A 13,945-nucleotide genomic window follows, 5' to 3' on the forward strand; every position below is an offset into this window, starting at 1 on the left:
TCGAAATCTATTAGGTATATGTAACAGTAAATTATCATTTATTTTATCGAATAAAAAATTTCATACCATAATATATACAGGGATTCACTATCAATATTCTTAATTATTTAGATAACATCGAATGAATATTCATCGATCATATACCTCGCCATATAAATTTGATATAGATGCTCATTTCATGGCGGAAACTTATGAATATATTAAAAAATTTTCATAATTTAATTTATTCTCTCTGGTCTGAGCAATTGTAAGCGGAATTTCCTCAAAGAATAACCCTCTTATTTCATTCAATTTTACTCAACAACATACGTACTCATTTCCTTAATCCATGCGATAAAACACTAAAAAACTCGTAACCTTTTTTTATTAATAGGAATGATTTTACAATAAGAATATCTGTAGTTAATCAACTATTATCATGATACAACGTTGGTTAAGGATTTCCTGAGTTAGGACAGTGATTAATCTTCGATATTTGATGAACGGCATGTAAATAATATGCGTTTTTTCTGTTAACAGCAAAGGCTCTGAATATATCGCTCCTACTCGTGATTTTAAACTATACTTAATATATATAACCCATGCACAAAGAGACTACCCACACAAACGGAATTCAGTCAAAGTGCAAACTGGTCAGGCCAGATTATCTGTTGTAAAAGCTATTATGGATATTAGCCACTAGAATTGATGATATGACCAAAGATTTTCGTATGGTAGCTAAATATGTCTGGTATTCCGACAATATTAACCAGAGAAATTCAACAAAATATTGACAATAGATGGAACACATGGAAAAAAGGATCATCTCAAAACCATTAGGAGGTTAGTGATGAATGAAAGATTCTATCAATTAAAAGTAACGCTCACAGACTCAAAACCCGCTATTTGGCGGCGATTTGTCGTTCCCGCTTCTATCTCATTCGATAGGCTGCATGACGTGATACAGATCGTGATGGGATGGCAGGATAGTCATCTACATGAATTTCGTATTGGTAAACTACGACTAACAGAAATGCCAGAAAGCCCATCTGATAGCAAGGAAGAAGACTTATACCGTCTGGTTGACCTGATTAAACAAAAAGGGCGATCTTTTACTTATCTCTATGATTTTGGCGATGGTTGGGAACACGAAATTATTTTAGAAAACAGTCAGTATCCTGAAAATAATCTTCCACTTCCTTTTTATTGTCTGGATGGTGCTCGTGCCTGTCCCTTTGAAGATACCGGCGGGATTGATGGTTATGAAAATTTAATAGCAATACTGAATGATCCTGACCATGAGGAATATGCAGAAACGCGGCAATGGATAAGTGAATTACTTGATTTGGATGAAGATGAATATTTCGACTTCGAACAATTTCCCATTAATAATATTAATGCATTTCTAGCGCTCTATTATCGCTGGTCACGAGATCGTTACCATCTCTTGTGGGATTGGGAATGAATTTAACGATGGGATTAGGTGATACTTAACTCGGTATCGAGTGCAGTTTCTGCGGTGCTTTCAGATTAGCCCTATCAAGCTGCACTGGTATTTAAATATCATTATCATCACTCATTTGATATTAAATGCAGTAACTATCGCGAATGGTATTACTATTACAGACCATTCCTATCAATCAACAGGAAATACAAACCGCATGCAAAAACGAAGCATGCATATAAGATTCTCTTCTCTCACCAAGCCTTTCCGGTTGTACTAACGAAGTTATTAACACAACGACTATACCTAATAGATTTCGAGTTGCAGCGCGGCGGCAAGTGAATGAATCCCCAGAAGCATAGATAACGATGTGACTGGGGTGAGTGAAAGCAGCCAACAAAGCAGCAGCTTGAAAGATGAAGGGTATATCACTCAACTCGCCATTAATTCACTCTAATAAGCGCAGCTTTTATCTGTGATGGTGGGATTTTTACTACGTTATTTCTTTGGCAAAAGAATTAATTATTTCAACTCCAGGCAAAAATATGACGCTAAAAAATGTAATACGACAAGGCGACAGAACCTCTCATGGCGGCTGTGTCTTAGCCAGTGATGACAGTTTTAAGGTTCTGGGTAAAGGCGTGGCACGGATTAACGATCCGGTGTCGTGTCCAAAGTGTGGCGGATATCAAACCATTGCTGAGGGAACCTCAACCGTGATCGGAACCAATCAACAAGGGCTGGCTCTAGAGGGCATGAAAACCTCCTGCGGGGCCACACTGATCGCCTCACAAACATCTTTTCAGATCAAAACCTTATAGGACAGTGTGTTATGAATAAAAAAGAGTCTCTATTCCTACAAGAATTGCAGTATATACGGCAATTGGCGCAGGAAGTCGCAAAAGAAAATCCGCACCTGGCAAATTTTTTATCTGAAGGTGCCGGTGATCCGGATATTGAGCGAGTGATACAGGGCTTTGCGCTGTTGGCTGCCCGTCTTCGCGGCAAGATCGAGGATGAGTTTCCCGAACTCACATCAGGGATGCTGGCAGGGTATGACTGGGAAATCATGAAATTATTGTCACCCTCACCGATTATTCAGGCAATTAAACAGGCGACAGCCAGTAAAGAAATTTATCTGCATCATGGTAAAGTGGTTCATTTTTTTCAAGCCAACAGTTGCCCGGAATGGCTGATTTCCGCCCGGAATGTCTCTTTTATAACGGGTATTGCCGAAGAGATATTGGATAACACCACAAAACTCTACTTAATTCCTGAGTTAAATCAGGAAACAGAAAAGGATTTTTCTCTGGCCGGTGAGCGGCAGAATGCGTTATTTAATCAGCTCAGTCAACAAGAAAAAGACAAACTGTTTGTTGAAAACAGAAGTGCTGATTTGAAAGGCGGATTCGGTTTCTCTAACCATAGCTCGTATAAATATGCGGGTTATATTGACCAGCGCCTCAGAGAGTTATGCGAACCGGATAAGATTACGATCTATCAGGACAGCCAGCGTCAATTTAAGGCGAAAATGGATAGTTATAAGATGCTTATCCCTGACAATGTTTACTACCGAAATCTCTATTTTCTGGATATGGATAAGCAGTTAATAAAATCACTGACCGTGAGCCAACATTTTATTTACTGGGCATTTGGCGATACCTTTTTTAACTGGTTTTTTCCTTTTTCACCTGACGAGAAGAAACAGTTGATTACGGTGGAAAGTGTCGTACCGAAATACACAAAACCGTATGTATCTGCGCAGTATATCTCAAAAGACTGTCTTAGATATCAGTTTGATGCAGGTATGTCGCCTTATCAAGTGCCGACCTATTATGGATTGGATTTGGATGTAAAAGTTGATCCACAAACCGGTTACTTTCAGGAGAAATTGCCTTTCAATGGAGGAGGATGGTGTAAATGGAAAATCAATCAAGCTTCTGTGGCAGTAGGGTATACCGATTCCGACATCTGATGAAAGATGCTGTGCCGTATGCGGGAACCGGCTTAACGGCATTTATCAATGATGCTGCCCGGACAAATATTAGCGAAATTTCTGCATCGAATACGATTGATTTTAACCCGGTTATTTACCCTGTTTTAGAAATGGTTGAAGGATTTCCGAAAAGTATATCCTTACAAGGTAAGGTTAAATTGTATCCTTTTAGGTTGAAGTTAACACCAGGAGCAAAATGGAAAATTATTTTTAAACCTAAACTGGATGAAACCAAAATGCCGAAAGTGATTATTCCACCGGGTAAAGAACCTGCGAGGATTGAATATCCAGATGGGAGCATTGATTGGAATAATGATCAAATAGAATACTGGAAAATAAAGTAACATCATTAAGGTCATATCGCCAATATTTAAGTAAAAATCAATGTATTGTTTTCAGCAACTATTTGTATTTGCATTCCAGGACAAAATTTCTTAAAGATTCACCAAGGACATTATTTAGATTTTGGTTTTAGAGATGCAGTATGAATTTAATAATCGCTGATGCCTTGGAATATAAATGTAGGGTAAAAAATTTGCGTCTGGGAATAAAAATGTCATTATATTCCTTTTTCTTTTATTACTTCCGGCAAAGTTCAGTGGTTTCATTGAAGTCTTAATTACTTTATCTTCTAATATTATTATTCCAGATAACCACATAAAGTCATTTTATTTTACTGCCATATCTTTAATAGTATATATGGTGTTTTATTTGATCAATATAAGATTTTTTCCTACTGCAAAGGAAAATTCAATCATCATTTCTTTGGTAGGTAAAAAACATTGTTTTTTTGTTGTATCGTTTTTTTATTTATAGTGCTTTTCCGATAATTATTTTCTTTGTTATGGTTTTTTTTCTTAAAACGTTAATTGTTTACATTACTTTTCATCTATGTTTTTTGATAGTTTCTTTTGCTGTAATTGGATTTTGCTTATTTGAGTTAACCTGAATTACAACCAATAAAAATATCTATCAACTATAATTTTCCATAAGTAGCCTATTATGATAGGCTATCTTTATCGAACACTGATAACTAACTATTGACCGTTAAATTGTTCGTTTACGTTGTTAGATATCTGACCTAACACATATACTAGGGTAGGAACCATTATTTTAGAGGGCCGATTAATTAAATGGCTATTAGATATCGCCCGCGTATCGGTGAAATATTTGATTGTGACTTTGGGTTACCGGCACAACCAGACCATTTTAATGGTCGCATCCCGCCTGAGATGGTAAAAAAAAGAATGGTTGTAATCATGAATGCCCGTTTGTGTAGCAATGGTTATCTCGTTGTTCCCATTTCCTCAACTTTAAACAACGATGGTATTGCTCGCGGTTATCATGTCGAATTAGATCAATCTATTTTTCGAATAACTAATTTTTATGATCGTCGCAGGCGCTGGGCGTTAGTCCATCATATGCAGATAGTAAACACAAACAGACTCTTTAAATTAAGAGATAATGAACAAACATTTCAGCAATATTTGACGCGTGAAGATGTTGAAAAGATACAACGTGCAATAATCAAAATCATCGGCGCATCAAGCCTTATCAGTAAATCTGAAAGTTGACTTTTGGTATTCTATTAACTACAGTATGATTATTCCCCATGAGGGCTTTGTTAAAAATTTCTCCCGCAAAGGGCTTATAACCCCTCATATCTAATATGAGGGGTTTTTGATTTAGTAATCTACATTCGCCTTATGCGATTATGTACCGCTTGATAATTTTCCCATCAAAATAAGTTCACCATCAACTGACAATTCGTGTAGTTTACTAGTGACATCAATGAGATAACAACTAAGTGGTAAAAGTAAAAGCTGGGAAGACTGAACAAAATCTTCTTCATCTGGAAAAAGACAGAAAAATATGTCGAGTGCTTCAGCGACTTCTATAACTCGCTCGATTAATTCTGCTAGTTCCCGTCCTATGCTTAATAGTCATATAAACACTTTCTCAAAGTGCTGTTTATGTGATCAGATGACACAACGCTTGTCCACGTTGTGTTCCTCGCCTGCTTTTTATTTATAAGGTGTTTTCCAACTCCTCATATGTAAAAAATTTAATAAAATTCCATGTCTGATCATCAATCATGATAATCTCATATTTTTTTCAACTATTGTTTTTCTTTGTTTTTTTATTTCTTGCTCTCTTGTTATTAAATCTTTTTCTGTGATTATATTTTATCTTATATTTTTCTTTCTATTCAAACGTCATATGTGTCGATTTAATGGCATACCAAAGGAGTATTTTGAGTTGTTTCTCAAGGAATGTGAGTGGAGATTTAATAATCATAATTTAAGTTCCATCATATTGGACAGTATGAAGGAAATTCCAACTCCTGTTCCCTTATTCAAAGGGATTAATTGATGGGAATACATTTCTGTCTTCCTGTCGTTCAGCTCGCTATTACTCACGGCATAAGCGGTGTTTTTTATCTGTGGTAATAGGATTTTTACTATCTTGTTTCTTTAGTGACGAAATCAATGACAGCTATTCCTGACAGGATATTTATGCTGATGAAGATGATTTAGCCGGACGGAGAAATAACGTTATAAAGAAAGAAGTAAAACTAATGGGTATATCAGATCCACGCTTGTGTTTTGATTGTAAGCGTTTTTTGAAAAACTGGGTGGAATTTCAGTTGGTGGATGAACAGGGAAAGCCGCTGGTCAACATGCCTTATCGCCTGATCAGTCGCGGCACCCCGGGTTATGTGCGCCGAGGGGTAACTAATGGTTTTGGTGTGCTCAGAGAAGAGGAGCTGTTACCTCATCCGGTGACGCTATATATTGCTGCTCAGCCGCTGGCCGATGAGATGGAACAGCGTCCGTTGCGAGAAAAACGCGGAGGCGAAACCGTTCGTCCAGCGTCAGCAGCAGGCCGTCCAGAATCAACGTCAGGCCGGTAGCGGGCAAAGCAACTGTTTTAAACTGATGCCCGGTAAAATCTTTGACCTCAGCGAACACCCGGTTGATACCATGAATACCCGCTGGCAAATCGTGGCTATTCGTCATCACGGCAAGTGTCCGCAGGCACTGCAAGAAGGTAGCGGAGAATCAGGAACTGATCTGCATAACGAATTCAGTTTTATTTCGGGTTATAAGGACTGGCGAGCGCTATATCGTTACAAACCGCTGGCGGATGGCGATGAAGTGGCAACCGTGGTCGGCCCGGCGGGGGAAGAGATTTACGTGAATGCTGAGGGCTGTATTCGCATTCATTTTCACTGGGATCGTTATGATAAAGCCAATGAAAATGCCTCCTGTTGGGTACGGTTCACCCAGGGTTGGAATGGCAGTGGTTACGGTTTTATGGCGGTTCCTCGTATCGGTCAGGAAGTGATTGTCTCCTACCTGAACGGCGATATTGATCGCCCGATTGTGACTGGTTGCACCTATAACGGCTTAAACCGGCCACCGCTAGATTTACCCGCCGAAAAGACCCGAACCACGTTTAAGACCCGGACTCACAAAGGGGAAGGCTTTAACGAGTTGCGCTTTGAAGATGCAAAAGATCAGGAAGAGATTTACCTACATGGGCAAAAAGATTTAACCGCCCATATTCAGCACGACGCTTACTGGCATATTAAACACGACCATAAGCAGCGAATCGATAATAACCGCTATAGTGAAATTTCAGTGGATGATCATCGGCATGTCAGAGGATCGGGGAAGTACAGCACTGATGGCGATGTTTCACACCGTATCTCAGGTAGTCAACATTTACAGACTGGGGAAGCGTTGGTCGCTGAAAGCGGTCAGGAAACGCACCTGAAAAGCGGCGGTAAAATGGTATTGGAAGCGGCGTCAGAAATTACCTTAAAAGTCGGTAGTCATTTTATCCGGTTAACTCCCGGCGGTATTCTGACCTCGCCGAATTTATCAGTCGGGCAAGGTTCTGCCGGTACTGGCCGTGGGTTGTCTCTGCAACTGCCGGAAGGGGTTGCGCCTCTGCCCGGTGTTAACTTCCCTGCCAAACCGTTTTGTGCTGTGCTGGCTCAACAGGAAGCAAATTGGGTTATTAATAATCCGGAGGATGAATGAATACATCAATAAATTGGCTACAGTGGCTGAGTATCCCTAATAAACCATCGGTTTTCTTTATGCTCAATTCACTCGCGGAATCTGACCCAGTGGCGCTTTTTTATAGCAACGACTGGGTAGAGCAGGCTTTTCCGCTATACAGCAATACACCGATGGATCACATGCTGGCGCAAAGTCCCTGGCTGGTTCAGCCCAAGTCAGGCTGTCTGTCAATGATCGCTCATCTGCTTGATAGCCATGCTCCAACCGATAACAGTTGGGGTTGGGCTTACCGCAGTGATCAGTCATGGATACAACAGCTTAACCATTGGCGTTCACGCCAGCAGGTGATTTTGCAAGAGAAACCGGTGATTTTTCGCAGTATGGACCCACGTATCCTCAGTCAATTATTACCGGCAATGATAGTCAGCGATTGGTCAGCATTTTTGACACCGGTGAGTGAGCTGATGATCGATATGCCCGAACCGCAGATTTATTATCGGCCTGAAAATTGTGGTCAAGGTGGCAGTGAATTGCCCTTTATCCTAGGCAGTCATTTATTAGATGCCTGGCATCATTCCGATTACGCCCTGCAAGGGATGGCATTTGCGATCAATGATGATTGCTGGGAAAACCACGGTGAATTGGCTGATAAGCTGGATAAGCCAGAAGGGCAATTAATGGAACAAATTATCAATTGGTTAAAATACCGTTTAGCAAACGGGGATAATATTAGCAAGCTTACCTGTGTAGATTATTTACAAACAATTACTGACGACTCCCCTTCCCAAAGGTTTATCGAAAGCTGAGAGAGAAACAACAATATAATCAACAACACAATCACCGTGTCCCCGTAAAAACGGGGAACATTTCTACATTCAGCTATCATCATGAAACCTGAATCTGGTTTATCCCCATAAATTCAAGGAACACTGCCCCTCTATGTCAATTGCCCTTCCGGATGACGGTTGATCCCCGTAGATTACGGGGATCAAATTGCAACAGATAGAGATAGTTCTGTCTTTAGCGGTTTACCCCCGTAGAAACGGGGAACAAGTCTATCTCTACCAGCTCAAACGCTAACTGTTCGGTTTATCCCCGTTAGTACAGGGAACACGCTTCCAAATCCAAAACACAACAGTATCAGTTCGGTTCACCCCCGTGGACACAAGGAACACCGATTACTACCGACTACATCACTGTTACTGTCCGGTTTATCCCCGCAGAGGCAGGGAACAACCAGGGAAGCTAATCATCAGTGTCATTTTCGTACGGTTTATCCCCGTTAGTACAATACAGGGAACACATCCTTAGCTTTATAACTATTTGGAGCACTGCTAGGTCCATCCCCGTAAGTACAGGGAACATTTAGTGAACATAGTAAAGCATCACTCGTGACGCGGTTTATCCCCACAAATGCAGGGAACACTTAAATTCTCTCTTTGACGAGATTTATCGAGTTTGGTTTACCCCGGTAATGACCAGGAACACTCACTAACACGATATCCTATCATTAATTATAGCGGTTTATCCCATTAAACACAGGGAACATATTCTTCCCTGCTCAAATGTATACCAAAATTCGGGTTCATCCCCACAGAGATGAGGAACACGGTAATTATTTTATCAATATTTCCGAGAGTAACGACTACGCCTTACTCTACAGAATGATATTAGCTAGCAATATCACTTTTTACCATGCTTTTGAAGCATAACACGAACTTCTAACAACAGCGAATTTGCTACCTTTAACCTCAATATTCCCATACAACAAAGAATATTGTATTGCGATCTTCAACAAAAATAAATTTAAATGACATCAAGGCCATTATACCGTTCTGATTAACATCAATCCGCATCCCATCGCTTTAGCACGACCAAAGCCTTTTGCATACTGTTCCAAATATAGCTCACCGTTGGTAATCGTCAGCAGCCCCTGCAAATCAACACTGGAAAATTGTATTTTTTGCCCCTGCTTTTTTACACTTCGATGCTGAGTATAATCTTCAATATCCAGTAAATCGTCAAACTGAATACCCCACTGCTGCATACGACGATGATTTAACAGCCAATTACGGGCAGCATCCTCCATCATAGCTTTTATTTTCCCCTGTTCCGTTTCACCTTGCTGTTTTGCCTGAAACTTAGCATGCATCAAGACATCATGACGCTGACGTTTTCCAGAAGGAGCGGTAATACAGATTGTTGGATTAACGCGTAATTTGAAAGCTAAACGCTGCCCCTCCTTCAATTGAGGATAAAATGCTTTCGTTTCCACCTCAAACAATGGTGACTGAGTTTGAGGTGAGGTTTTAGATAAAACATAGAATACAGGTAATCCCATTATTCCGATCTCTTCCCGAAATAGAAATTGACGTTTTTCGTCTGCTGAAAACAATTTCCATAACAATTGATGAGAAGTATAAACGCCATTTGCACCCAGTTTTGCTAATATATTTGCTGTTTGACTCGATTGCCGAAGCACAATTTTAGACAAATACATCAACACCCTCCTCGATAGAAAGTTGATACATAACACGTTGCCGGAATTGCCAACGCCCCCGGTTAATCGGCTCATCCCAAGGATAGCTGATTAAGATATTTGAAGAGATAATTTCATCTTTATTCCCCTCCCAAAAATAAGTCACAATACCATTTGCGCCTAGCCATACCTTATCTTCTCTATCAGAATGAATCAGCGGTGGAAAAGAGATATCCAATGCCATTTTTAATGCCGATGACGTAATGAGTTTAGGGCTGAGAGGTAAAGCAAGCGGGCAAGATTTACGTCCAAGATGCAAGATAAATATAGGTTTAAGTAAAGCATCCCGTAATTGTTCCAGCGTAAAATAAGCGTGTTCAGTTAATGTAATAGCAACGATCCAAATACCATCACAACGATAATCACGATTAGACAGTATGGTATTAAGTTTATCTGACCTTAATTCACTTTTACGGCTCTGATGAACCACATTATTATTGTGCGTCGGCACCTGCGTCGTATGATAATCACGCATTAAAGAGCCAGGAACTGTCTGCTTAATTGCAATTAACACACTTTTTTGTAATTTTGCTAATTCAGACTCATTATCTCGTCGAATACCTAACGCAGCGCCTAATAACCCCAAAATTGCAGAGCGACCAGGATACAATTCCGTTGGCCGCTCTCCCCCAACCGCAGGTTGGCCCCAACTTGCCATCGGGCCATATAATCGGAAGACTAAATATGCTTTCATTCCGCCCCCCATTACCGTGCAACAAATTCAAGCAGCTCGGTTAAAGTTCCTTCCCCTGTGAATGTATTGAATTTATAGCGGTCATCGGCACAAATACCGTAAATCAGATCAATATTGCGCATTTGGCTCTCTAATGCATCAATTGCCGATGGACCCTGGTCGCTGTCATTAATGGGTTTTAAAAATGCAACAGATAAAGAACGAGGTTGTTGTTCGCCTTTCTCAGCGAGAGCAAAACTGGCATAAGCACGAGAAGCAAAACTATTTTGTTTACCCGTAGGCGATACTTTCACAGCGGCTTCTGTTAATGCTTTAATCGCTTTATTAGCAAGGGCTTCATCACCATCCAAATTTTTTATTAATTGCGTTTTATTAATGCAGATATAACTGTAAAACAGCGCGGCGGCAAAACCCAATTCCCCTATATGGGCCGACCCCGTATCTTCCTTACCATCATTCAAATCATCCACCGCTGTAAAATAATCATCTTCAATAACAACACTATGTACACTAATAGCATGAGCGACCTGACAGGCAGCCTCGACGTTAAATGCCGGACTTGAGGCTAACATCCGACCAAACAAAGCAATATCCACCGCGGTCTGCTTAGTTTTTAATAAATTAAGCTCCTCAGCCGTTGGTGCCCGGTTTTCTTCCGCCAGCACCGCAATCAACGACATGACAGATTGTTGCTCTTCCGGGCTGATATGTGCCAATTGTTCAATTTCTAAAGCATCTTTTTTCATTTTTCCAAAAACACTGGCAATAGTCGTAGCCAATGCTTTAGCCGATTTTTCTTTCACTCCAACATTGATCAACGTTTCAAATACCTTGATACCCAGTCGCTTGGTGCGAATACCAATATTCTCTGATAGCACCTGCTCAAACAATTCAGAAGTACGCCAGTGACGTTTTAAACTTTGAGAACTTACACGTAAACGTTCAAAACCGCCCATTTTCGCTGTCTTAGGCCGGCCTAAATCATCACGATTCAGATTAGATGGCGCATAGGAAGTTAATAGGTGTAATTGAATAAACTGACTCATAATGATCATCCTAAACTCAATTAATGAAAATCCGATAAATCAACCGATTTACCACTAGCAGCATGGTAATAATCCATAACCCACCTCACTTTGATACGCCTATCCGCCTTACATGGCCGTAATTGTCCATATTCAGCAAACCACTCTTCAATATCCCGCGCTAAAGCCAAAACAGAAATATTGCCTTTGATTTGCTGTAAAACCCGACGTAATCGACGTAATAATTCATTCGGTGTTTTAGAATTTTGTAATTGTGAAAATCTTAATTCACTGACAACCGGTTTATTTCCACCTCCTTTCTTACCCGCCGCTGCCGCCAATTTAATATCACTGTTGTTTTTAACATAAACTAATGCCACCGCCATCGTGGCCCAATATTCCAATTTTACCGGATTATCTGATAAGTTAACTTCATCAGGTAAGCTGAGCCATAAAGCCCGAAAACCTTCGGTTAACATGGCCATCTCAACATTTTCACAACGCTTTAACTGGGCTCTATAAGTAGAAGGAGCTGGAATAATACCTTTCTCTTTTAACTGTTTTGGTGACATAAACATACTTTGCCACCAATGCAATAATATGATTTCACTCTTACTGTCCATTACATCTCCTCTTTACCGGAGTGAATATGATGATTGGTGATAAATGTTTTGATCTCTTGTAACGCTTTTTGTCCATATAACCCGATAATTAACTGCTGACGCGCTCTCATACGTTTCGCCATTGAACGCTCATTACCTAATTCAGATAAAGCAACATATTCATCAAATAAATCTCTACAGAGATGACGCAAGGTATTAAGCCAATGTTTGGCCTGTTCTGGTGTCAGAAAAGGCACATCGGAATTTGCATTATTGATAAGTTGATGTACCACAGAAAAGAATAGGGATTCACTTTGTTGCCAAAAAGTCAGGTCAATAAAGGAAGTGTCTCCTTTCACATCAGCGAGCTTTTCAAACCAAGCCGCTTTTATTTGATTCCGACATAGCCAAATCATATTGATTGCCAGTTTTTGCAGCTCTTTGACTTGATATAGAATCTTTTCCTGTTGTTCAGGTAAGACAAGAAACAACGGCACAGTGACAGAATACCAACAACGTGCTTTCATATTATCCATATCGTAGCCAAACACCCACAGACGAGGCATTGCCCTTCGGAGTTCAGCAAAATGACAACATAAAAAATAAAAATGACTCACAACCGGCGCACAACGTTGTCCCCTTTCATGGCTGGTAAATACTAAAGCATCCCAAATTTTATATGTCACCCCGCCCGGTTGGCCTTTAATAGATAAGGGTTGTGTTGGTTTTTTAGCATCCCATTTATAGGGCGTTAACGGATGGGTCCAATTACCGGAATAATTGCCACCATAGTTTTGTGTCCGATATTCAGAGACGGTGAGCTCAGAATATTTACCTGAAATTTTGCAAATATTTTCACCCTTTTCCACTACAAGACGTATACGTCTTGGCATTGCCCAATACATATGTAAGGGATGCACATCGGTAGCATTAATTTCTGTCCCTTCATTAACACTCACTTTTGTTGGCGCTAACCAGGGAAAAACCTGAACACTGGTTAAATCAGGTTCTGAATAATGCCATTCACTTCGACTAATAACGTTTAACCACAGTTTTTGCCATAATGTGGCATCCGTTTGTTGCGGCATCACTAACGTGGTTAATGGTCCCCCACCTCGTAATCCTACTCGATGTCCCACCCCTCCTGACGGTGCATTAATTTGTAAGGTAAACAGTGCCAAAGTCGCCATTTCAAGAGACATCACATCTCCGATGCCGCGTTTAATGAAATGATCCGTATTAAGTCTTAAACCATTCGCTCCCGGTGCTTCAATTAACAATCCAGCTACAGTGGTTGATTTTACTGTTTGCAGCGGATCAAAATCCTGCATAAAAAGCGGCCCTATACCGGTAACATTAAAGGCATGTATCACTTTATTAAAAGTTTGTTGTAATACCTTCTTATCAGGTGATGTTTCATATAGAGCATACCATTGATATTTATCTTCCGGCGCAAAAACGGTTTGTAATAAACCAATGGCAAATTGGCAAGCTGCTCCTTGAAAATCAGCTCGCGGTAAAGCAAAGTCCATAACATCATGATCACATATCGCATTAATGGGCAGTACTTTTTCACTGCCATCACGTAACCGAAAGGGCAACCACGGGTCCTGAACTAAGTTCATAACACCTCCT

General features: G+C 40.3%; 11 protein-coding genes and 2 pseudogenes. 8 read left to right on the forward strand and 5 right to left on the reverse strand.

The genetic code is table 11. The features are described 5' to 3' along the window. Positions 1-829 precede the first annotated feature (829 nt). The 8 genes and pseudogenes from KZ793_RS16435 (at position 830) to KZ793_RS16475 (ending at position 8,256) form a co-directional block, all read left to right on the forward strand. Complete coding sequence (locus tag KZ793_RS16435; RefSeq protein ID WP_225816323.1) at positions 830-1,444, forward strand: plasmid pRiA4b ORF-3 family protein; 615 nt, start codon at positions 830-832, stop codon at positions 1,442-1,444. Positions 1,445-1,929: 485 nt separating this feature from the next. Next, positions 1,930-2,244: a PAAR domain-containing protein gene (locus tag KZ793_RS16440; protein ID WP_225816324.1), complete on the forward strand. Its 315-nt coding sequence runs from the start codon at positions 1,930-1,932 to the stop codon at positions 2,242-2,244. A gap of 11 nt (positions 2,245-2,255) precedes the next feature. Beyond that, positions 2,256-2,459: pseudogene (locus tag KZ793_RS22955) on the forward strand (type VI secretion system baseplate subunit TssF); the annotation flags it as partial. A 558-nt stretch (positions 2,460-3,017) separates the two neighbouring features. Beyond that, a pseudogene (locus KZ793_RS22960) lies at positions 3,018-3,763 on the forward strand (hypothetical protein). A gap of 789 nt (positions 3,764-4,552) precedes the next feature. Continuing rightward, positions 4,553-4,993 carry a type II toxin-antitoxin system PemK/MazF family toxin gene (locus KZ793_RS16460; RefSeq protein WP_225816325.1) on the forward strand — a complete coding sequence of 147 codons (441 nt, stop codon included), beginning with the start codon at positions 4,553-4,555 and terminating at the stop codon, positions 4,991-4,993. 1,004 nt (positions 4,994-5,997) lie between these two features. Beyond that, the gene (locus KZ793_RS16465; RefSeq protein WP_397443626.1) at positions 5,998-6,333 is read left to right on the forward strand and encodes a hypothetical protein; all 336 of its coding nucleotides are present in this window, start codon (positions 5,998-6,000) and stop codon (positions 6,331-6,333) included. Continuing rightward, entirely contained in the window at positions 6,236-7,468 is a 1,233-nt protein-coding gene (tssI, locus tag KZ793_RS16470) for a type VI secretion system tip protein TssI/VgrG (RefSeq protein ID WP_317987478.1), read from the forward strand. The genes KZ793_RS16465 and tssI overlap by 98 nt, the downstream gene beginning before the upstream one ends. Beyond that, positions 7,465-8,256: a DUF4123 domain-containing protein gene (locus KZ793_RS16475; protein WP_225816326.1), complete on the forward strand. Its 792-nt coding sequence runs from the start codon at positions 7,465-7,467 to the stop codon at positions 8,254-8,256. Before tssI ends, KZ793_RS16475 begins: the two co-directional genes overlap by 4 nt. A gap of 1,019 nt (positions 8,257-9,275) precedes the next feature. Here KZ793_RS16475 and cas6e read toward each other — a convergent pair. Genes cas6e through casA form a run of 5 tightly spaced genes read right to left on the reverse strand, consistent with a single transcriptional unit; the run spans position 9,276 to position 13,935 of the window. Then, positions 9,276-9,950 carry a type I-E CRISPR-associated protein Cas6/Cse3/CasE gene (gene cas6e, locus KZ793_RS16480; RefSeq protein WP_225816327.1) on the reverse strand — a complete coding sequence of 225 codons (675 nt, stop codon included), beginning with the start codon at positions 9,948-9,950 and terminating at the stop codon, positions 9,276-9,278. Next, on the reverse strand, positions 9,937-10,683 hold the full coding sequence (gene cas5e / locus KZ793_RS16485; RefSeq protein WP_225816328.1) for a type I-E CRISPR-associated protein Cas5/CasD: 747 nt from the start codon (positions 10,681-10,683) through the stop codon (positions 9,937-9,939). Before cas5e ends, cas6e begins: the two co-directional genes overlap by 14 nt. An 11-nt stretch (positions 10,684-10,694) precedes the next feature. Next, positions 10,695-11,729, reverse strand: coding sequence for a type I-E CRISPR-associated protein Cas7/Cse4/CasC (gene cas7e / locus KZ793_RS16490; RefSeq protein ID WP_225816329.1), 1,035 nt, complete (start codon positions 11,727-11,729; stop codon positions 10,695-10,697). 20 nt (positions 11,730-11,749) lie between these two features. Further along, complete coding sequence (gene casB / locus KZ793_RS16495) at positions 11,750-12,331, reverse strand: type I-E CRISPR-associated protein Cse2/CasB (protein ID WP_225816330.1); 582 nt, start codon at positions 12,329-12,331, stop codon at positions 11,750-11,752. Continuing rightward, complete coding sequence (gene casA, locus KZ793_RS16500) at positions 12,331-13,935, reverse strand: type I-E CRISPR-associated protein Cse1/CasA (RefSeq protein WP_225816331.1); 1,605 nt, start codon at positions 13,933-13,935, stop codon at positions 12,331-12,333. Before casA ends, casB begins: the two co-directional genes overlap by 1 nt. Between the last annotated feature and the right edge of the window lie 10 nt (positions 13,936-13,945).

This window comes from Photorhabdus antumapuensis (assembly GCF_020387775.1).
Classification (GTDB): Bacteria; Pseudomonadota; Gammaproteobacteria; order Enterobacterales; family Enterobacteriaceae; genus Photorhabdus; species Photorhabdus antumapuensis.

What these genes read in the sequence shown, in the direction of transcription:
- KZ793_RS16435 (WP_225816323.1), top strand. Translation starts at nt 830, where the DNA reads ATGAATGAAAGATTCTATCAATTAAAAGTAACGCTCACAGACTCAAAA.
- KZ793_RS16460 (WP_225816325.1), top strand. Translation starts at nt 4,553, where the DNA reads ATGGCTATTAGATATCGCCCGCGTATCGGTGAAATATTTGATTGTGAC.
- KZ793_RS16465 (WP_397443626.1), top strand. Translation starts at nt 5,998, where the DNA reads ATGGGTATATCAGATCCACGCTTGTGTTTTGATTGTAAGCGTTTTTTG.
- tssI (WP_317987478.1), top strand. Translation starts at nt 6,236, where the DNA reads ATGAGATGGAACAGCGTCCGTTGCGAGAAAAACGCGGAGGCGAAACCG.
- KZ793_RS16475 (WP_225816326.1), top strand. Translation starts at nt 7,465, where the DNA reads ATGAATACATCAATAAATTGGCTACAGTGGCTGAGTATCCCTAATAAA.
- cas6e (WP_225816327.1), bottom strand. Translation starts at nt 9,950, where the DNA reads ATGTATTTGTCTAAAATTGTGCTTCGGCAATCGAGTCAAACAGCAAAT.
- cas5e (WP_225816328.1), bottom strand. Translation starts at nt 10,683, where the DNA reads ATGAAAGCATATTTAGTCTTCCGATTATATGGCCCGATGGCAAGTTGG.
- cas7e (WP_225816329.1), bottom strand. Translation starts at nt 11,729, where the DNA reads ATGAGTCAGTTTATTCAATTACACCTATTAACTTCCTATGCGCCATCT.
- casB (WP_225816330.1), bottom strand. Translation starts at nt 12,331, where the DNA reads ATGGACAGTAAGAGTGAAATCATATTATTGCATTGGTGGCAAAGTATG.
- casA (WP_225816331.1), bottom strand. Translation starts at nt 13,935, where the DNA reads ATGAACTTAGTTCAGGACCCGTGGTTGCCCTTTCGGTTACGTGATGGC.